The 18380-nt window shown below is 70.0% G+C and carries 18 protein-coding genes, 1 tRNA gene and 1 pseudogene; 9 read left to right on the top strand and 11 right to left on the bottom strand.

All coding sequences use genetic code 11. The features are described 5' to 3' along the window. On the top strand, positions 1-624 hold the full coding sequence (locus tag QM638_RS05065; protein ID WP_415140852.1) for a MazG family protein: 624 nt from the start codon (positions 1-3) through the stop codon (positions 622-624). A gap of 142 nt (positions 625-766) precedes the next feature. Here the strand turns inward: QM638_RS05065 and QM638_RS05060 are convergent, their stop codons facing one another. The 3 genes from QM638_RS05060 to QM638_RS05050 form a co-directional block, all read right to left on the bottom strand. Further along, on the bottom strand, positions 767-1813 hold the full coding sequence (locus QM638_RS05060; RefSeq protein WP_415140851.1) for an iron-siderophore ABC transporter substrate-binding protein: 1047 nt from the start codon (positions 1811-1813) through the stop codon (positions 767-769). 42 nt (positions 1814-1855) lie between these two features. Further along, positions 1856-2128 (bottom strand): DUF4242 domain-containing protein, encoded by a 273-nt coding sequence (locus tag QM638_RS05055; RefSeq protein ID WP_415140850.1) that lies wholly within the window; start codon positions 2126-2128, stop codon positions 1856-1858. 138 nt (positions 2129-2266) lie between these two features. Continuing rightward, positions 2267-2875: a malonic semialdehyde reductase gene (locus QM638_RS05050; protein ID WP_415140849.1), complete on the bottom strand. Its 609-nt coding sequence runs from the start codon at positions 2873-2875 to the stop codon at positions 2267-2269. Between the two features lie 96 nt (positions 2876-2971). Here QM638_RS05050 and QM638_RS05045 point away from each other — a divergent pair, with 96 nt between their 5' ends. Next, on the top strand, positions 2972-3352 hold the full coding sequence (locus tag QM638_RS05045) for a winged helix-turn-helix transcriptional regulator (RefSeq protein ID WP_415140848.1): 381 nt from the start codon (positions 2972-2974) through the stop codon (positions 3350-3352). 99 nt (positions 3353-3451) lie between these two features. Here the strand turns inward: QM638_RS05045 and QM638_RS05040 are convergent, their stop codons facing one another. Then, the gene (locus tag QM638_RS05040) at positions 3452-6445 is read right to left on the bottom strand and encodes an esterase-like activity of phytase family protein (protein WP_415140847.1); all 2994 of its coding nucleotides are present in this window, start codon (positions 6443-6445) and stop codon (positions 3452-3454) included. 295 nt (positions 6446-6740) lie between these two features. Here QM638_RS05040 and eno point away from each other — a divergent pair, with 295 nt between their 5' ends. The 5 genes from eno (at position 6741) to QM638_RS05015 (ending at position 10601) form a co-directional block, all read left to right on the top strand. Continuing rightward, positions 6741-8018, top strand: coding sequence for a phosphopyruvate hydratase (eno, locus tag QM638_RS05035; RefSeq protein WP_415140846.1), 1278 nt, complete (start codon positions 6741-6743; stop codon positions 8016-8018). 157 nt (positions 8019-8175) lie between these two features. Next, entirely contained in the window at positions 8176-8835 is a 660-nt protein-coding gene (locus QM638_RS05030; RefSeq protein ID WP_415140845.1) for an FtsB family cell division protein, read from the top strand. Positions 8836-8865: 30 nt separating this feature from the next. Continuing rightward, positions 8866-9435: a DUF501 domain-containing protein gene (locus QM638_RS05025; protein ID WP_415140844.1), complete on the top strand. Its 570-nt coding sequence runs from the start codon at positions 8866-8868 to the stop codon at positions 9433-9435. Next, positions 9432-10451 (top strand): exopolyphosphatase, encoded by a 1020-nt coding sequence (locus QM638_RS05020; RefSeq protein ID WP_415140843.1) that lies wholly within the window; start codon positions 9432-9434, stop codon positions 10449-10451. The genes QM638_RS05025 and QM638_RS05020 overlap by 4 nt, the downstream gene beginning before the upstream one ends. A gap of 76 nt (positions 10452-10527) precedes the next feature. Next, positions 10528-10601 (top strand) — tRNA-Leu (locus tag QM638_RS05015). 160 nt (positions 10602-10761) lie between these two features. Here the strand turns inward: QM638_RS05015 and QM638_RS05010 are convergent. From QM638_RS05010 to QM638_RS05000, 3 genes are all read right to left on the bottom strand, one after another. Beyond that, the gene (locus QM638_RS05010; RefSeq protein ID WP_415140875.1) at positions 10762-11268 is read right to left on the bottom strand and encodes an IS630 family transposase; all 507 of its coding nucleotides are present in this window, start codon (positions 11266-11268) and stop codon (positions 10762-10764) included. A 397-nt stretch (positions 11269-11665) separates the two neighbouring features. Further along, positions 11666-12517 carry an NAD(P)H-binding protein gene (locus QM638_RS05005; protein WP_415140842.1) on the bottom strand — a complete coding sequence of 284 codons (852 nt, stop codon included), beginning with the start codon at positions 12515-12517 and terminating at the stop codon, positions 11666-11668. A gap of 56 nt (positions 12518-12573) precedes the next feature. After that, positions 12574-13257 (bottom strand): SDR family NAD(P)-dependent oxidoreductase, encoded by a 684-nt coding sequence (locus QM638_RS05000; protein ID WP_415140841.1) that lies wholly within the window; start codon positions 13255-13257, stop codon positions 12574-12576. 153 nt (positions 13258-13410) lie between these two features. Here QM638_RS05000 and QM638_RS04995 point away from each other — a divergent pair, with 153 nt between their 5' ends. Next, on the top strand, positions 13411-14250 hold the full coding sequence (locus QM638_RS04995; protein WP_415140840.1) for a helix-turn-helix domain-containing protein: 840 nt from the start codon (positions 13411-13413) through the stop codon (positions 14248-14250). Between the two features lie 89 nt (positions 14251-14339). Here the strand turns inward: QM638_RS04995 and QM638_RS04990 are convergent. The 4 genes and pseudogenes from QM638_RS04990 to QM638_RS04975 all read right to left on the bottom strand — a co-directional run. Further along, positions 14340-14555 (bottom strand): annotated as a pseudogene (locus tag QM638_RS04990) (hypothetical protein); the annotation flags it as partial. Between the two features lie 235 nt (positions 14556-14790). Next, positions 14791-15261 carry a MerR family transcriptional regulator gene (locus QM638_RS04985; protein WP_415140839.1) on the bottom strand — a complete coding sequence of 157 codons (471 nt, stop codon included), beginning with the start codon at positions 15259-15261 and terminating at the stop codon, positions 14791-14793. A 14-nt stretch (positions 15262-15275) separates the two neighbouring features. Next, on the bottom strand, positions 15276-16157 hold the full coding sequence (locus tag QM638_RS04980) for an SDR family NAD(P)-dependent oxidoreductase (protein ID WP_415140838.1): 882 nt from the start codon (positions 16155-16157) through the stop codon (positions 15276-15278). Positions 16158-16227: 70 nt separating this feature from the next. Further along, positions 16228-17691, bottom strand: coding sequence for an MFS transporter (locus QM638_RS04975; RefSeq protein WP_415140837.1), 1464 nt, complete (start codon positions 17689-17691; stop codon positions 16228-16230). Between the two features lie 115 nt (positions 17692-17806). Between QM638_RS04975 and QM638_RS04970 the strand changes: the two genes are divergently transcribed. Next, positions 17807-18379, top strand: a complete 573-nt coding sequence (locus tag QM638_RS04970) for a TetR/AcrR family transcriptional regulator (protein ID WP_415140836.1) — start codon at positions 17807-17809, stop codon at positions 18377-18379. The last annotated feature ends 1 nt before the right edge of the window (position 18380 follow it).

The raw sequence follows: 18380 nt of genomic DNA, 5'->3' as shown, positions 1-18380 counted from the left end.
GTGAGTGCGAGTGGTGACGGACTCGTCGAGTTCGTGGCGATGATGCGACTGATGCGCGAGCGATGCGCGTGGAAGGCGGGCCAGACCCATCGCAGCCTGGTGCGCTACCTGCTCGAGGAGACCTACGAGACCCTCGAGGCGATCGAGGACGGCGATCCCGAGCACCTGTGCGAGGAGCTCGGCGATCTGCTGCTCCAGGTCTACTTCCACGCCGCCATCGCCGAGGAGAACGGCGAGTTCAGCATCGACGACGTGATCGACGGACTCACCGACAAGATGGTGCGCCGCAACCCGCACGTCTTCGGCGAGACCGCCGGTCGGCGACTCACCATCGAGGAGATCGAGGACGGCTGGCAGGCGGCGAAGGCCGGCGAGAAGTCCGAGCGCACCTCGGTGTGGGACGGGATCCCGACCGCGCTTCCCGCGCTCTCGTACGCCGACAAGGTGCTCTCCCGGGTCGGCCACGACATCGCCGACGAGCCTGACCCGGCGGATCGTCCGCTGGGCGAGCGGCTGCTGGCCCTGGTCGCCGAGGCCCGTCGCGACGGACTGGATGCCGAGCAGGAGCTGCGGATCGCCGTACGTGCGCTCAGGGACGGCGTGACCGCCCCGCCGGTCGAGTAGTGGGCGCCGGGCTGGCCCCTTGCGCTGGTCGAGTAGCGAGCGTCAGCGAGCGTATCGAGACCCCGGCACGGATGCCCACCCACACGCATGACACACGGCGACCTCCGATTCCACCGACGAACGTGACCGCCCGCCGCCGGGCTCAGCTGGCCTTGCCGTTGGCGGCCGCGCTCAGCATCGGCAGATACTTCTTGAGCATCCAGGGCAGGCTGAGCACCGTCACCGCGCTGGTGGCGTAGACCATCGCCGGATTGGTGATGGGAACGTATCCGTTGCGCTTGACCGCCTTCATCTTCTGGAACAGTCCGTTGGACTCGATCGCCTTCTGGACGTCGTCACTGAGATACCACGAGACCAGGACGTCGGAGTCGATCGTGTCGAGCTTCTCCAGGCTGAGCTGGACCGCGAACGAGCTCGCCTTCTTCGGCAGGCTCGAGGAGATCGTGAAGCCGAACTCGTGCAGCAGCTGCACCCGGGAGTCGGTCGCCACATAGAGGTTGTAGCTGTCGGTGGTGGTCCCGGATCCGAACGCGATCGTCTTGCCGGCGAACTCCGGGTGGTCATCCTTGGCCTGCGAGATCAGGTCGTCGGTCTGCTGCTCCAGTTCGGTGGCCTTCGCCGACTCGCCGAGCGCCTTGCCGACGATCTCGATCTGGTCCTGCCAGGAGGTGAGCCAGGCCTCGCCGGGGTAGCCGACGGTCGGAGCGATCCCGTTGAGGGTCTTGAACTCCTTGGCGGTCAGCCCGGAGTTGACCGCCAGGATCACATCGGGGTCGAGGGCGGCGATCTTCTCGTAGGGCACGTCGTCGGTGGTGTAGCTGATCAGCGTCGGGTCGTCGCCGCCGAGCTTCTTGATGACCGTCTCGTCCCACGGCAGGATCCCGGTGTCGTCACCGGTGTTGCCGGTCATGTCCTGCATCCCGACCGGGACCACGCCGAGCGCGAGCGCCGCATCCTGGCTGCCCCAGCCGATGGTCACCACGCGCTCGGGCTTCTCCTTGATGGTGGTCTTGCCGAGGGTGGAGTCGATGGTCACCGGGAAGGCGTCGGCCGAGGTGCTCGACGAGCCCGAGGCCGTCGAGGAGTCCGAGGCATCTGAGGAGCTGGTCTCGGAGTCGGAGCCGCAGGCGACCAGGGTGAGGCCGAGGGGAACGGTGAGCAGGACAGCCAGAGTGGCACGCAATCGCATGAGGTGAGGCTACCCTAAACAGGCCCCATCGCGACCCGTGGGTCAGTGGAAGAAGTACGGGTCGAGCACGCGGACCTCGGTGATGGACTCCGCCGGCAGGCCGTTGGTCTGCGCCGCCGCCTCGATCGCCGCCGGCGACGGGGCGTCGTAGACGCAGAACGTCTTGGTCTTGTCGAGGCTGACGTAGGAATGGATCCACGTCACGTCATGGCCGAGATTGCCGGCCCCCACCAGATCGCAGGTGGCGGCACCCTCGGCCGTCGCCGGGATGGCGAGTCCGTCGGGGAAGGTGCGTTGGACGACGTATCGGGGCATGGCTGTCTCCTTCGTGGGTTGCCTGCCACGGTAGGAGCCTCGGCCGGTCTCCGCGCCCTCCGAAACGGCGATGGCTGCCCTCTCCGATCGGAGAGGGCAGCCATCGAGCGATGCTCGGGCCCAGGGTCGGGCCCAGGGTCAGGCCCAGGCGACGGCGGTCTCGGCGTCGACCCGCGGAAGGCGGTCGAACCACGGGTTCTCGCCCGGGTGGCCGATGTTGACCACCATCAGCGTGGTCCAGTTGCTGTCGGAGAAGAACTCCTTGTCGATGGTCTCCTTGTCGTAGCCGCCCATCGGGCCGGCCGCCAGGCCGGCGGCGCGGATCGCCAGGATGAATGCCCCCGCCTGCAGGCCGGCGGAGAAGCTCCCGGCGCCGTGCCGGGCGTCCTCGTCGGCCTCGAAGTAGTCGCGCATCTCCGGGCGGATCGGGAAGACGGTGGGGATCTGCTCGTGCCACGACTTGTCGTAGGCCACGATCGCGGTCACCGGTGCGGACTCGGTCTTGGCGACGTTGCCCTCCGCCATCCCGCGCAGCAGCCGCTCCTTGCCCTCCGGCGTCCGCACGAAGACGACGCGCAGCGGCTGGGTGTTGGCCATCGTCGGGGTCCAGCGGGTGAGCTCCCAGATGTCGCGCAACTCCTCGTCGCTGACGGGGGTGGGGGCGAACGTGTTGGAGGTGCGGGCGCCGGTGAAGACCAGGTTCCGGCCGCGCTCGTCGAGCTTCTCGAGGGTGATCGTGTCAGTCATGATCGCTTGTGACTCCTAGGCGACTCTGGATATTCCGGTAACTTCGGAAACCAGAGTAGCACCGGTTTGCGATGCGCAAGGAGTAGTCTTGGTCTCATGTCCTCGCCGAGCCCCACGCCGACCGTCACCGAGCAGCCGATGTGCAACGCTGCCCTGGTGCGTGCCTTCGGCTTCCTCGGCAAGCGCTGGAACGGGGTGATCCTCGCGGTGCTCGGCGCCGGCCCGGCCGGATTCGCCGAGCTCAAGCGCTCGGTCGCCGGGATCAGCGACTCGATGCTCTCCGAGCGCCTGACCGAGCTGACCCACACCGGCCTGGTGAAGCGCGACGTCGAGCCCGGGCCGCCGGTCGCCGTACGGTATGCGCTCTCGGAGGCCGGTACGGCGTTGGTGCCGGCGCTGGACGCGATCGCGACCTGGTCCGCGGAGAACCTGAGTGCCTCGGGCTGCGCCGGGAAGGACGGACCGGTCGCGGATTGACCCGCTCGCCGGGCCGCCCGGCGGGCGAGACCGACCCCGCCCACCGGACCCACGGGGCTCCCCAGCGGTGGTGGACGGGGCCGGCGATGCGAATGCCGGTCAGATGGTGACCGTGATCGTCGCCCTTCCGGTCCTGGCGGCGGCGTAGGTCGCCGTGCCGGCGTAGGTGGCGCTCACCGTGTGCCTGCCCCGGCCGAGCCGGACCGACAGCGTGGCGACGCCGTTCCCGACCGCCACGGTGCCGAGCCTCCCCGCGCCGTCGAAGAAGGTGACCTTGCCGGTCGCGGCCTTCGGCGAGAGCACCGCCCTGAGCGTGATCCTCTTCGTCGTGGTCGCCCGCGTGGGTGCCTTCAGGGTCGCCTTGGTGGCAGCCTTGGTCACCGTCAGCCTCGCCACCGCGCTGGTGCTCGCCGCGAGCGTGTCGCTTCCGGCGTACGTCGCCGTCAGGCTGTGCCTGCCGACCTTGGCGGCGGTGTAGGCGATGGTGGCCTTGCCGGCGGCGTCGAGGGTCCCGGCGCCGACGGCCCTGCCACCGTCGAGCAGCGTGACCGTCTCGCCGGCGGCCGCGGGAGAGACCGAGACGCCGACCCTGACGGTCGAGCCCGCGCGGACCCTGGTCGTGGGCAGCGCCAGCTTCGTGGTGGTCGCGGTGGCATCTGCGAACACCGTCGAGAGCGAGCCGAGCCGCATGAACACGGTCTCGCCGGTGGCGTCGACCAGGCCGTCGTTGTCGGTCACCGCATAGACCTGGTGGTCAGCGCCGATGGTCAGGCCCTCGAGCTTCTCCTGGGTCCAGCCGTGCGTGGCCTGGAGATCGGGCAGGACGTCGTGCGCGAGCGTCGTGGTCAGCGGGGCGGTGATCGCCTCGTCGCCGCTCACCCCGGTGGCCGGGATGTCGACGGTGTAGACCCGCTTGATCGCCGCGGTCGTGCCGTTCTGCTTGTCCCGCTCCACCACGGCGAGGGTGTCGGCGTCGACGGCCGCGATCTCCGAGACGCCGATCCAGTCGCCGGAGACGGAGGTGGTGTCGAGCGGGAACCCGAACCACTCCCATGTCCCGGTCGCCGGGGTGTAACGCCCGATCCGGGTGACGTTGCCGTCCATGCCCTGGGTCGTGGCCGTCGAGTCGGTCCACAGCGGTCGCTGCACCGCGACGTAGACCTGCTCCGACTCGCCGCTGCCGACGGCGGTCACGCCTTCCAGGCCCCACTTGCCGATCTTCGAGGAGATCTCGGTCGGCAGGCTGACGGTCTCCTGGATCCGGCCCGCGTCGTCGAGTCGCAGCAACGAGTTGGCGTCCCCGGTCGCGCCCTCGTTGGCGGCCCAGAAGCCGCCCTCGGGGCGGGCGTAGAGCCCCTCGATGTCGATCGAGTCGTCGTCGATCAGGGTGCCGTCGGCCTCGCGCACCTCACGCACGCCGACGATCTGAGCCGGGCTGACGCCGGTGTCGATCTTGTAGATCCGGCCGGTGGCGTAGGCGTTGTCGCTGGCGGCATAGAGCACGTGGTCGTTGCCCGGGACGGCGCTCAGCGCGCCGAGCGCGCCCCAACCGATCGGGGCACCGTCGGAGCCGATGTCGGATTCGATGCTCGGGAAGGTCGCCGGGTCGTCGCCGAGCCGGTACAGGCTGACCGAGGCGCGTACCAGCACCGAGGCGTCGTCGGTCTCCGAGGAGATCGCGATCAGGTTGCGGGACGGGATCGGCAGCAGACCCTCCGGTCCGTTGGTCGCCGGCAGGACCTGGGTGAACGTCGGCTTCGTCGGGTCGGTCATGTCATAGACCGCGACGAAGTTGCTGCGCTCGGAGCCGACGAAGGCGTACGGCGTCCCGTCGATCTCGTCGAAGGCCATCCCCTCCGGCTCGGTGCCCTTCTTCGCGGCGCGGTCGTCGTTGAACAGGCCGTATCTGGTCGCCAGCCGCTCGAAGCCGTTGCCGGCGTCCCAGACGACCTCGCCGGTGGCGGCGTCGAACACCGTCCAGCCACGGGTGCCGCCCTTCCAGTCGCCCTCGTTCGCCGTGGCGACCAGGTCGTTCCCGTCGGCATCGGTGCCGACCCACTGGATCGCGTCCGGCTCGCGTGGCTTGTCGACGGTGTCGACCGGGTCGAAGATCCCGTCCGAGGTGGCGTCGATGCCGCTGACCCGGTCGTTGCCGGCGCTCCACACGCTGGTGACCGCGGCCGAGGCGTTGTCCGGGTCGTCGATCACGCTCGGCAGATCGACGATCACCACCCCGTTGTTCTCCTGCAGCGTCATCGCGAGCTGGTCGTCGGCGTTGATGTCGACGTACTCGGGCTCGGCGTCCTCGGGCGTGTCCAGCCCGGCGTCGGTCATCGCGTCCACGGGGAGCTCGACCGGGGTCGTGGTCCAGGTGGTCGGGTCATCGTCGGTGAGGTCGATCACCTGGAGGAAACCGGCCGGCGCCTGGGGCAGGTCGCCCTCCTCGCCACCGTCGGGGGTGTAGGCCTCGTTGCGCTGGTTCTCCATCGCGATCGCGGCGTACCTGCCGTCGGGGCTGATCGCGATCGAGTCCGGCTGGCCGGCCAGGTCGATGGTGTGCAGGATCTGGTGATCGCCGTCCACCGTGACCACGTCGAGGTGCCCAGCTCGGGTGCCGATGGCCGGATCCTCGTCCTCCCACGCGGTGTCCTCCAGGCCGGGATAGGTGCTGTCGTCGACCACGACGAGCGCCACGTCCCCGGCCGAGGAGGCGGTGATCGCCACCGAGGTCGGGGAGCCGCCGGTGCCGCCGGAGACGTCATGACTGCCCAGGCCGACCGGATCGCTCGGGTCGGTGATGTCCAGGAAGCCGATCCGACCACCGGCCGCGTCGGTGTAGGCGAGGGTGTTGCCGTCCGGCGAGACCGAGGAGATCTCGGCGACCGTCGGGTCGGTCGGGTCGACGTCGTCGGGGACGTTCTCGAAGACCGGGTAGGTGGAGAGTCGGCTGAACTGTTCGGTCGAGTGCTGGCCGGGGGAGTGGCCGGTCGAGACGTGGGCAGCCGCGGCCGGGTCCAGGCCCAGCGTGCCGGCGAAGAGCGCGCCGACGGCGGCCAGCGCGAGCCCGGCTCGCGTGGTGGGGGCGTGTCGCATGCGGAGTGTGTCCTCTCGGGTGTACGGCTCCGAGGAACACTGCTGACCGCGCGCGACCCCGAGGTGACGCCAACCTGAGAGGAAGATGAACGATCCCGTGTGGTCGGGCCGGATCTCGGCCAGCCGTCGGTGCGGCGGCCCGAGGTGTCGGCCGCGGCGCGGCGGGAGGGGCCGGATGCGGGCGACGGACGTCGGGGTACGCCGACACGGCGGCACCGATAGGCTGCGCGATGTACGTGCGACCCACCGGCCGCCGTACTCCCAGCCAGCTCACTCGTACCCCAGGAGCACCCCCGTGGCAGCAATCGAAGCCGTCGGCGCCCGCGAGATCCTCGACTCGCGCGGCAACCCCACCGTCGAGGTCGAGGTCGTCCTGGAGGACGGCACCTTCGCCCGCGCGGCCGTCCCCAGCGGCGCCTCCACCGGCGCCTTCGAGGCGGTCGAGCTGCGTGACGGCGGCGAGCGCTACGGCGGGAAGGGCGTGCGTACGGCGGTGGACGCCGTGGTCGAGACCCTCGGGCCGGCCGTCGAGGGTCTCGACGCCGACGACCAGCGCCTGGTCGATCAGGCCATGCTCGAGGCCGACGGCACCCCGAACAAGGCGCAGCTCGGCGCCAATGCCATCCTCGGCCTCTCCCTGGCCGTCGCGCGGGCGGCGGCCGACAGCGCCGGCCTCCCGCTCTACCGCTACGTCGGCGGCCCGAACGCCCACCTGCTGCCGGTGCCGATGATGAACATCCTCAACGGCGGCGCACACGCCGACACCAACGTCGACATCCAGGAGTTCATGATCGCCCCGATCGGCGCGCCGAGCTTCGCCGAGGCGGTGCGCGCGGGGGCCGAGGTCTACCACGCGCTGAAGTCGGTGCTGAAGGCCCGCGGCCTGGCCACCGGTGTCGGCGACGAGGGCGGCTTCGCGCCCGACCTGGAGCACAACCGTGCCGCGCTGGACCTGATCGCCGAGGCGATCGAGAAGGCCGGCTACACGGTCGGCACCGACGTCGCGCTCGCCCTGGACGTGGCGGCCAGCGAGTTCTACGCGGACGGCGCCTACACCTTCGAGGGCGCTGCCAAGTCGGCGGCCGAGATGAGCGCCTACTACGCCGACCTGGCCGCCGCGTACCCGATCGTCTCGATCGAGGACCCGCTGCACGAGGACGACTGGGACGGCTGGAAGACCATCACCGACGAGCTCGGCTCGAAGGTGCAGCTGGTCGGTGACGACCTGTTCGTCACCAATGTGGAGCGTCTCGCCCGCGGCATCGCCGGTGGCCAGGCGAACGCGCTGCTGGTCAAGGTCAACCAGATCGGCACCCTGACCGAGACCCTCGACTCGGTCGAGCTGGCCCACCGCAACGGGTACCGCTGCATGATGAGCCACCGCTCCGGCGAGACCGAGGACACCACCATCGCCGACCTGGCGGTCGCGACCAACTGCGGCCAGATCAAGACCGGCGCGCCGGCCCGTTCGGAGCGGGTCGCGAAGTACAACCAGCTGCTGCGGATCGAGGACGAGCTCGCCGAGGCGGCCCGCTACGCGGGTGCCGCGGCGTTCCCGCGGTTCACCGTCTGAGTCGACCGGGCCAGGCGAGTCGGGCCAGACGAGTCGGACCAGGCGAGCCGGACCGGCAGGCGCGGACGCCGTCGGTTCCTGACCGAGACCCGACGGACCGGGCGGGCGCGCGTTTCACTCACCGATTTCGGCCTCGTCGTCCACGACAATGGACGGCGTGTCGGAGCAGGGACGGATACGCCGGATCTCGGATCGACTGGGTGCGCTGAGCCGGCGGCCTCGGGGCCGCACGTCCGGTCCGTCGCGCCGGAATCGAGCCCTGATCGGCTCCGGCGGCGACACCACCGTCCGGCCGGGCTCGGCGTCGCGTGAGTCCGGTCGCGGCGCGACCAAGGGCCGCCAGGGACGTCCGTTCCGTCCCCGGATGACCGGCCGGGGCGTCGTGCTGGTGCTGGTGCTGGCGGTGTTGGTGATCTCCTACGCCTCCTCGCTCAAGGCCTATCTGCAGCAGCGGCACGACATCACCGCGCTGCGCACCGAGATCGCCCAGCGGCAGGAGTCGATCGAGGAGCTGAAGACCGAGAAGCAGCGCTGGCGAGATCCGGCCTACGTCAAGCAACAGGCGCGCGAGCGGTTCGGCTATGTGATGCCCGGCGACACCTCCTACGTCGCTCTCGACGCCAACGGCAAGCGGATCCAGGCGTCCTCGGAGCTCGGCGGCAAGGTCGGGGTCAGCAAGAGCCCGACCGCCTGGTGGAGCACGGTCTGGGGATCGGTCGAGCTGGCCGGCGACCCGCCGAGCAAGGACACCACCGGTCCCGCCGCGACCATCGGCGGCGACAGCACGAGCGATGACGGCACCAGCGGCGACGAGTAGACCGAGTAGACCGGAACGTAGACTGAGCGGGTGATCGACCCGGCCGACGAGACAGCCATCGCCGCCCAGCTCGGCCGGGCACCTCGTGGGATCGCCGGTGTCGGGCACCGCTGTGGCTGCGGGTTGCCGGACGTGGTGGCCACCGAGCCACGGCTGCCGGACGGGACGCCGTTCCCGACGACCTTCTACCTCACCTGCCCACGGGCGGCCTCCCGGATCGGCACCCTGGAAGGGTCCGGGCTGATGAAGCAGATGCAGGATCGACTGGCCGAGGACCCCGAGCTGGCCGCCGGCTACCGCCGCGCCCATCAGGCCTACCTCGCCGCCCGCACGCAGATCGGTCAGCGAGCGGGCCTGGAGGTGCCCGAGATCGACGGGATCTCCGCCGGGGGTATGCCGGACCGGGTCAAGTGCCTGCACGTGCTCGCCGGTCAGTCGTTGGCGCAGGGTCCCGGGGTCAACCCGCTGGGTGACGAGGTCGTCGCCGAGCTCGGCGAGTGGTGGTCGGCCGGGCCATGTGTCGCGGCGGCGGTCGAGCCGGCCGACCGGGCCGAGCCGGACGCGTCCGGACCCGCCGACCGGGGGACGAGCGGGGCGTGAGCGAACCCGGACGCCGTACCGTCGCGGCGATCGACTGCGGCACCAACACCATCAAGCTGCTGATCGGCTCGGCCGTGCCGGGCGGGCCCTTCGAGGCGGTGGTCCGCGAGATGCGGATGGTGCGGCTCGGCCAGGGTGTCGACGGCACCGGCGAGCTCGCCCCGGCGGCGCTGGCGCGGACGTTCGCCGCCATCGACGAGTACGCCGACCTGATCGCCGCCCACCCGGTCGACCGGATCCGGTTCGTGGCCACCTCGGCCACCCGCGACGCGCGCAACTCGGCGGTCTTCGTCGACGGGGTCCGCGCCCGGCTCGGCACCGAACCGGAGGTGGTCAGCGGCGCCGAGGAGGCCCGACTGGCCTTCCGCGGCGCGGTCGGCAACCTGCGCGACGCGCATCCGGAGCCGGTGCTGGTCTTCGACGTCGGCGGTGGGTCGACCGAGCTCATCCTCGGTCCCTCGGGACGGGCCGGCGTGGGTGGGACGAGCTCGATCCGGACGAGCTCGGTCCGGACGGGCGAGGCCCCGGCGGACGTCGAGCCGGTCGCCGCCTGCTCGATGGACATCGGCTCGGTGCGGCTGCACGAGCGGCACCTGCACTCCGACCCACCGACGACCGCCGAGATCGACGCCTGCCTGGCCGACATCCGATCCCAGCTCGAGGATCCTCGGCTCGGGGCCCGGCTCGATCCCACTCGGGCGGCCACCGTCGTCGGCGTGGCCGGCACCGTGACCCAGCTGGCCGCCGGCATGCTCGACCTGCCGGCCTACGACCGCACCGCCATCGACCAGGCGGTCTTCACCCCCGACCAGGTCCACACGCTGGTCCGGCGGCTCGCGGCGATGAGCGTGGCGCAGCGGCTCGCGCTGGGCTGGATGCACCCGGGCCGGGCCGACGTGATCGTCGCCGGTGGCTTGATCGTCTCCGAGGTGCTGCGGCGGACCGGGGTCGGCCGACTCGTCGTCTCGGAGGCGGACATCCTCGACGGCATCGCCTGGAGCGCCCTGCGCGAGTGAGTCATGAGTGAGCGGGGACGGTGACCCGGAGTCGGGCGCACGCGCATCACTCGCAACCCGGTACCGTCGGGGCGCGGCCCCGGTGTCCCAATCGGCAGAGGAAGGCGCCTTAAAAGCGCTTCAGTGTGGGTTCGAGTCCCACCCGGGGCACAGAAATTCGTGGTGCGCGCAATCCGCGAATCGTGAAAGTCCGCAGGGCAGGCAGTGTTTTCCGGTGGCGCGCCATGGTGGACGCTCACGATTGCTGGTGCGCGGCGGTGCGCTCCGGTTGCACTGGGTTGCATCGGTTCGTGCATGGGCAAAGTGCAAGCTAGTGGCGCGGACTAGATGTAGTTGGACGGTTGGCCTTGGTGAGGATCTGCTCGGCGGTCTTGGTCCAGACGAAGGGGTGGGCTCGGTCGTGCCAGCCGTCGATGAAGCCGCGGATCTTGGCGTTGAGGTCCTTGACCGACTTGAACACCCCGCGGCGGATGGCCTGGCGCTCGACGATGCCGACCCAGACCTCGACGAGGTTCATCCAGGAGGCGTGGGTCGGGGTGAAGTGGACGACGAAGCGCGGGTTGTCGGCGAGCCAAGCGCGGAGGTTCTTGTGCTTGTGGGCGGCGTAGTTGTCCATCACCAGGTGCAGCGCGACGGGCCGGCCGTCCTCGTCGAGGACGTGGCGGTAGGTCCGCTCGATCTGGTTGAGGAACGCCGGGAACTCCTGGTGGCGATGCTTGGGCCTCAATGCCGCGGTGACCTGCCCGGTCGCGATGTCGAGCGCGGCGAACAGGGTCGTGGTGCCGTGCCGGTGGTAGTCGTGCGACCTCCGTTCGATCCGGCCTTCCGTGAGCGTCGCTCAGACCCAAGGTCGGATCGGTCAGCCACCCGTCCGAGAGACCCATGTGGCGCTCGCGGCCTTAGTCCGCTGCCGAAGGTCCCGGCGATTGCGAGAGCGACGACCAGCGTCATCGTGAACGCGCTGGAGACCCACGACAGTTCTCGCTCGGTGACGCGGAGTTGTGTGCCGAGGGTGCCTTTCACCGCGGAGAACGGGAGATGGCAGACCAGCATCGCTCCGGCGGCGAATCCCGCAGAGCTGCCGCAGGTCCGTAGCGCCCGTGGGCACCTGAGCGGGTGGTTCATTGTCATGGTGGTATCTCTCGTGGGACTGCAGAAAAGGAGGGCGTGGGGAGCTCAGCAAACCGGCCGGGTCCCCCACGCCCGGTGAATCGTCAGTTGAAGTCGGCGCGGTGCTGTTCTGCCCACTGGCGGAATGTGCGAGGTGCGACGCCGGTGAGGTTCTGTACGTCCTCGGTGAGGACTCCGGAGCGGCCGGCGCGGAAGAGCTCCTGCAGGTCTTGCAGGCTACGCGCCTGCGGCTCCGGGGTGCCGCGGGAGATGTTGACCTCGGCGAACTGCTCCGGGGTCACCGAGACGAACTCGATCTCGCGTCCGAGAACGTCGGCGAGGATCTCGACCTGCTCCCGGGCCGAGAGCGCCTCCGGCCCGTTGAGGATGTAGCTGTGCCCCTCGTGTCCGGGCTCGGTCAGCACGGTCGCAGCGACGCGGGCGATGTCGTAGGTGTCGATCGGCGCCGTCAGACCGGGGTCGGTGGGGTCGTAGACCTTCCCCTCAGTGGCGATGCCGTTCTTCCACCACAACGCGTTGGAGGCGAGGGTGTTCGCCTTCAGACAAGTGACGTCCAGACCCGAGGCGTGCAGCACCTCATCCCGCGCGTTGATCGCAGCGCCGATGATCGGCATCGGATGCAGCACGGTCCCGATCGAGGACAGCACCACGATCCGGCGCACACCGGCCGCGTTCGCCGCGTCGACGAGATTTTGCGCCTGAGCAGGAATGGGGGCCGCCTGCATGAAGAAGATGCCGTCTACCCCCTCGGCCGCCTCGCCCAGCGCCGCGGTGTCATCGAGATCGCCGACAGCGAGCTCTGCGGCCTCGGGAAGCTGCTGGCGGGCCTTGTCGGGGTTGCGGACATAGGCGCGGACCTGGTGGCCGGCGTCGATCAGTTGGGTTACGAGTTCGCCGCCAACGTTTCCGGTGGCTCCGGTGATGAGGAAGGTCATGATTCTCCTTGACCGAGTGAGGGTGTGTCGTGAGATGGATGATTCGGTGACGGGAGTCACCAGGCCACGTCGCCGTCGCGGTCGCGGTAGTGGCCGGTGAGGTCGCGGTCCTCGCCGATGGCGAAGCGGATGATGGCGTCTGTGCCGTCGGTGACCGAGTGGCCCATGCCCCCGGTGAAGGCGGTGGCTGTCAGTCCTGGATCAGCGGCGTTGATGCGGATGCCCGGCAGCAGTCGGGCATAGCGAACGGTCAGCATGTTGATGGCTGCCTTCGATGCCGCGTAGAACGGGCTGCCAGCCCGCGACTCGATCGTCGACAGGTCATGGAACCGCGCCTGCGACCCCAGCCCGCTCGTGACGTTGACGATGCGCGGCGCGGAGGCGCGCTCCAGCAGCGGCAGAAACGCATGGATGACACGCACATACCCGACGACGTTCGTCGCCAGCACCTGCTCCATCCCTGCGCCCGTCAGATCGTGAACGTCGTCCTGCGGTCCGGTGATGCCGGCGTTGTTGACGAGGATGTCCAGGTGTCCGGTCTCCGCACCGATCTGGGCGGCGGCCGCCGCCACAGACACGTCGGAGGTGACCTCCAGCAGAACGAACCGCGCCCCGATCTCTGCGGCTGCTGCAGTACCGCGCTCGGCGTTTCGCGCACCGACGTACACGAGGCAGCCGGCCTCGACCAGGCGGCGGGCAGTCTCCAGTCCGATACCCTGATTCGCTCCGGTGACGAGCACCACCGGAGCCTGTTCGGGGGCGATGTCATATGAGGCTCCTTTCGGTCCGGTACTGATTCCCGGGCCGAGAACAACTCTGCTGCTGGCGGCGAGCGACAGCCTGGCCCACCCTGTGCCACCCTGATCTCGGTGCCGAGGAACACACTGGAGAGCATGGAAGCCTCCCTCGAACTCGGCCCTCTGCTGCGCACCTGGCGCGGGCGGCTGCAACCGGCCGACGTCGGCTCGCCCTTCGGGTTCACCTCCACCCGAACCCCCGGACTACGGCGAGAAGAGGTCGCCTGGCTTGCCGGCGTGTCCCCGGACTACGTCAAACGACTCGAACAAGGGCGAGCCCACCCCACTGCCAGCGTCGTGTATGCACTAGCCAGAGCTCTGCGGCTCTCCGACGCGGAAACTGCGACCGCCCTTCGCCTGGCCGGGCACGCAAGCGACCTACGAGCGCTGATGCCTCGTCGGATCACGCCGAGCGTGCGGCGACTGCTCGACCGGCTCGCCGACACGCCGGTCGCCGTGTTTGACCCCGCCTGGACCCGCCTGGACCAGAACCCGCTATGGGGCGCTCTCACCGGCGACTCGCGAGGCCGCGGTGAACGCGAGGACAACCTCGTCTGGCGCATCTTCCACGGCGACCCCGGGCGGGTTCGGCACCCTCGACCCAATGAGTACCGGGCCTCGATCGTCGCCGACCTTCACCGTGTCCACACCCGCTATCCGAACGACTCCGACCTGGCTTCCCTCGTGAGCACGTTGCGGCAGAGCAGCGACGAGTTCGCCCAACTCTGGAGCACTTCCGCTCTCGGCGAGCACGGCAACGAACGCAAGACCATCGACCACCCCGAGTTGGGCCCCATCGAACTCGACTGCGACATCGTCACCGTGCAAGGAGCCGAACTACGACTCATCATCTTCACCGCCGAGCCCGGGACCACCGCAGCCGAACAGCTCCGGCTGCTCGACGTCGTCGGTACCGAGCGCGTCAGCACGCCCTGAACAGCACCTACGGCGTCTGAGCTGCTGCTCACGCGCGGCAGGATCGCCGCAACACCCATGGACGGCTGGGCCCCTCCGGCAACCCAGATCGGCAAGGCAGCGTCGTACCGGGACTCATGATGACGAATCGGCTCGCTGTGCCGCCTCGCGCGTGCGACACGTCCGCGAACCGTGGACAGCCAGGCTCCATGATCGAACGTGGGCCGGAGGTAGGCGGCCTCGAGGCGAGCCAGGGCGTCGGCCCCGCCGACCACGTAGCTGACATGGCTGCGTCGAGCGACCTCGATCCGTTCGATGCCATCGTGGAGGAGAGTCCGGGGTGCTAGTAGCTTCGCAGCGAGAGTGCCGAGAAGCCACGGTTCTCAGGACCCGGGGAAAGTTCTCAAACTCTCTACTCAGGTGACCCGACGCACCAGGCTCGGACCGTGGGAGGGGTCCGGCTGCCTTCGAGCCTTGCCAGCATGGGAGATCGTCGGTCCCTGGCCGGGTGCGGACCTAGGATCAGGAGCCGACTGGCGCGAGGGTGTGCGCGAGGGTGTGTCAGTCGGCGGGGGTGTAGGTGTGGAGCTTGTACTCGGTGGCCTCCAGTGCGAGGGTGAGCTCGCGGATCTGACGCCGGATGCGATCGCGCTGGTCGAGCATGATCTGGCGGCGCTGCGGGATGGTGGCCTCACCCCGTTCGACCAGGGCTAGGTAGTGCCTGAGGTCGCTCATCGTCATCCCCGACACGCGCATCCGGGTGAGGAACACGAGTCGTCGCAGGTCGACGGCCGAGTACTCCCGGTACCCGTTGGTCGTGCGCCCGGGGTGCACGAGGCCCTGGTCTTCGTAATACCGCAGCGTGTGCGGCGACAGACCGAGCAACGCGGCAGCCTCGGCGACCCCCAGCGGGGGCGCGGAGTCCTCGACGGTCGAGTCGTCCAGCAGGTCGTGCAGCACGTCGACGACCGCAGCGTCCGGAGTGGACTCGATGTGCTGCATGAGCCGTTCGATGAGTGCCTCGGTGGCCATGACGAGGAGCCTAGTCAGATCGGGCGCGCGGATGCGGGCGCATCCTGGAAGTCGGCCGAGGCGGACAGGTCGGCCCACTGCTGGACCGCGGCCAGGTTGTCGCGGTAGACGCGCGTCAGGTTCCGCACCGCCTCGGCTCCCAGGGGCAGGCGCAGGGGTGGGTTCGGCGAGTCGAGCACCTCCCGGATCACCGTCGCGGCCCGATCCGGATCGCCCTCCTGCCGACCGTCGGCTCCGGTCATGTCGGCTCGGATGGCGCCGACCACGCCGTCGTAGTCGGTGCTCTCCGGGGCCTTGAGGAGGACGTCGGCCCGGTTGAACCCGGTGCGGAAGCGGCTGGGCTCGACGATGAGCACGCGAATGCCGAAGGCATGGACCTCTCCGGCGAGCGCCTCCGACCATCCTTCCAGGGCGAACTTCCCCGCCGAGTAGCTGCCCACCGCGGGGAACGACATGCGTCCGCCCTGGCTGCTCATCTGCACGATCGCGCCCGACCCGGCGCGCCGCATGTGCGGGAGGGCGGCGCGCACGAGCGCGGCCGGGCCGAGCAGATGCTGAGCGAGCATGTCCCGCAGCTGCGCGTCGGTGACCTCCTCGGCGGTGCCGACCTGCCCGACGCCGGCGTTGTTGACGAGTACGTCGACGCGACCGAACGTGTCGACCGCTCGCGCGATCACGTCCGCGGCCGCCTCCGTGTCGCGTACGTCGCTCGCGACGGCGACGAGGCGTTCGCCGTACTCGGCCCGGAGCGCGGCGAACCGGGCGAGGTCGCGTGCGGTGCCGACGACCCGTTCTCCCGCGGCCAGCGCTGCCCGGGCGAGCCCGAGGCCGAGCCCCGAGGACGCCCCGGTGATCACCCAGACTCTCCTGTTTCCTGCGGATTCTTCGATGTCCATGTCGGCGACGGTAGACATTCGAGCGCACTCGAAGGCAAGCGCACGATGCGACCCCGGGTACGGGTGGTCCTCACCCGTCGACCCCGTCGCCGGTCGAGGAGCCGGGGACGGGGGTGGCCGACGGGCTCGATGCGGTGGCGAGCGGGTGGTGTCCGATGGCGGCTGCGGTGGCGAGGGCCACCAGCGCGACGGCGGCGGAGACGAGGAAGGCGAGGACGTATCCGCCCCTGGTCGGCACCTGGTCGGCGCCGGCGGAGCCGACCAGGATGACGGCCGCGAGCTGCGCTCCCAGCGCGCCGCCCAGGGTGCGCAGGATCGTGTTGATCCCGGTGGCGGCGCCGGTCTGCTCGTGGCTGACCGCACCGACGACGAGTCCGCCGAGAGACGCGAACGCCAGTCCGTAGGCGATCCCGAGCACGGCACCGCCCAGGTAGAACTCCCAGGCGTGCGCGTTTGCCAGGGCGAAGACGACGAGTGCGAGGCACGCCAGCAATGCGCCGATCTGGAAGGTGGTGCGGCTGGAGGTGGCCCGCGAGAGTCGGGTGGCCGCAGGTGCCGCGACGACCATCAGCGCCGCGGTCGGGACCAGCATCAGCCCGGTCTGCGTGGGCGTGTAGCCGAACCCGTAGCCGGAGGTCGCCTGCGCGAACCGCGGGATCAGCGTGACCGCGGCGAACATGCCGATGCTGATGACGACGGTGGCGAGGTTCGTCCCGGCCAGCGCGGGTCGGACCAACAGCCCCAGATCGATCATCGGGGCCGTCGCCCTGGCCTCGGCCAGTACGAAGATCACCCCGAGCACCACCGCCGTGGCGAACGCCGTCACCGTCGCCGGCGAGACCCAGCCCCAGGTCCGGCCCTGGCTGATGCCCAGCAGCAGAGCGACCAGCGTCGTGGCCAGCAGCACCGCGCCGCCGACGTCGAGCCGATCGTGCTCGCCGCTCGATCGCCGGTGGGAGTCCTCGGTCAGCAGGGGAGTGCCGGCCAGGCAGGCACCGGCCATGAGGAGGCTGATCCAGAAGAGCCATGAGGTCCCGACCAGGTCGACCAACGGCCCGGCCACCACCATGCCCAGCGCTCCGCCGATGCCGAACGTCGCGCTCAGCGCGGCCACGACGCCGTGTAGCCGCCGCGGTGACAGCGACCCGCGGGCCAGGCCGAAGACGGCGGGGAAGACGCCGCCCGAGCAGCCCTGCAGCACCCGACCGAGCAGCAGTCCGGGGAACCAGCCGGTCAGGTCGCCGATCGCGGCCACGACGCTGCCGGTACCCAGCAGGAGGAGGCCCGCGACCATCACCCGCCGGTGTCCGTGCAGGTCCCCGAGTCGGCCGGCGATCGGGGTCATCACCGCCGAGGCGAGCATGAAGATCGTCAGCAGCCAGGTCGCCGTCGTCGCGCTCACCCCGTCCGTCCGGCTGAACACCGGCAGCGCCGCCACCACGATGGTCTGCGACACGGCGACGGACAGCGCGGCGAGGAGGAGGACGGGAACGCCGGCCACGGGCGGGATGGACGGTGCAGATGGCTTCGACATGGACGCGCCTTCCTGACGACGGCCGGCCGGACCGCGAGCGACCGGAGTAAGGCGACCCTAACACATATAGTTACCAACGGTCTCTAAGTGCTCGCACGCACGGTAGGCTGCCCGGGTGAGCCAAGGGACACAGGGTCGGGCCAGACTCGGACGCCCGCCGCGGCTGAACCGCGACCTGATCGTGGCGGCCGCGCTCGACTCGGATCTGAACACCCTCACCATGCGCGATCTCGCCGCGAGGCTGGACGTCTCCCACTCCGCCCTCTACCGCTGGGTCGCCGACCGCGAAGGGCTGTTCCACCTCATCAGCGACGTGATGGTCGAGCGCATCCTGCCGACCACGACGCCGACCGGTGAGAACTGGCGGGAATGGCTCACCGCGCTGGCCTGGTCGATGCACGAGGAGTTCCTCGCCGTACCGGGGTACGCCGAGCACGTCGCCCGCCCGCACCGGCACAACCCGCACTCCTTCGCCCGCCTGCATGAGCGGGTGGTCGAGGCGTTCCGGGTCGCCGGCGCCGGTGAGGAGATGGCCGAACAGAGCTGGTACATCTTCGGCATGGGTGTCGTGCAATGGCTCGGCGCCCACCAGTCCGGCCACCACATCGGCGATCTGGAGCCACGCTTCGAGCTCTTCCTCGACGTCCTGTTGCGCGGCCTGCCCGCCCGCGAGCGCGCCGAGGCCTGAC

Origin of the sequence: Nocardioides sp. (assembly GCF_047606145.1) — a bacterium.
Lineage (GTDB): Bacteria > Actinomycetota > Actinomycetes > Propionibacteriales > Nocardioidaceae > Nocardioides.
This window is presented reverse-complemented; position numbering and strand designations above follow the sequence as displayed.

Bases quoted from the DNA above. Each gene is read 5' to 3' on its own strand.
- QM638_RS04975 (WP_415140837.1), bottom strand. From the start codon at position 17,691: ATGTCGAAGCCATCTGCACCGTCCATCCCGCCCGTGGCCGGCGTTCCC.
- QM638_RS05005 (WP_415140842.1), bottom strand. From the start codon at position 12,517: ATGACCTTCCTCATCACCGGAGCCACCGGAAACGTTGGCGGCGAACTC.
- QM638_RS05060 (WP_415140851.1), bottom strand. From the start codon at position 1,813: ATGCGATTGCGTGCCACTCTGGCTGTCCTGCTCACCGTTCCCCTCGGC.
- QM638_RS04995 (WP_415140840.1), top strand. From the start codon at position 13,411: ATGGAAGCCTCCCTCGAACTCGGCCCTCTGCTGCGCACCTGGCGCGGG.
- QM638_RS05045 (WP_415140848.1), top strand. From the start codon at position 2,972: ATGTCCTCGCCGAGCCCCACGCCGACCGTCACCGAGCAGCCGATGTGC.
- QM638_RS04985 (WP_415140839.1), bottom strand. From the start codon at position 15,261: ATGGCCACCGAGGCACTCATCGAACGGCTCATGCAGCACATCGAGTCC.
- QM638_RS05040 (WP_415140847.1), bottom strand. From the start codon at position 6,445: ATGCGACACGCCCCCACCACGCGAGCCGGGCTCGCGCTGGCCGCCGTC.
- QM638_RS05050 (WP_415140849.1), bottom strand. From the start codon at position 2,875: ATGACTGACACGATCACCCTCGAGAAGCTCGACGAGCGCGGCCGGAAC.
- QM638_RS05055 (WP_415140850.1), bottom strand. From the start codon at position 2,128: ATGCCCCGATACGTCGTCCAACGCACCTTCCCCGACGGACTCGCCATC.
- QM638_RS04980 (WP_415140838.1), bottom strand. From the start codon at position 16,157: ATGGACATCGAAGAATCCGCAGGAAACAGGAGAGTCTGGGTGATCACC.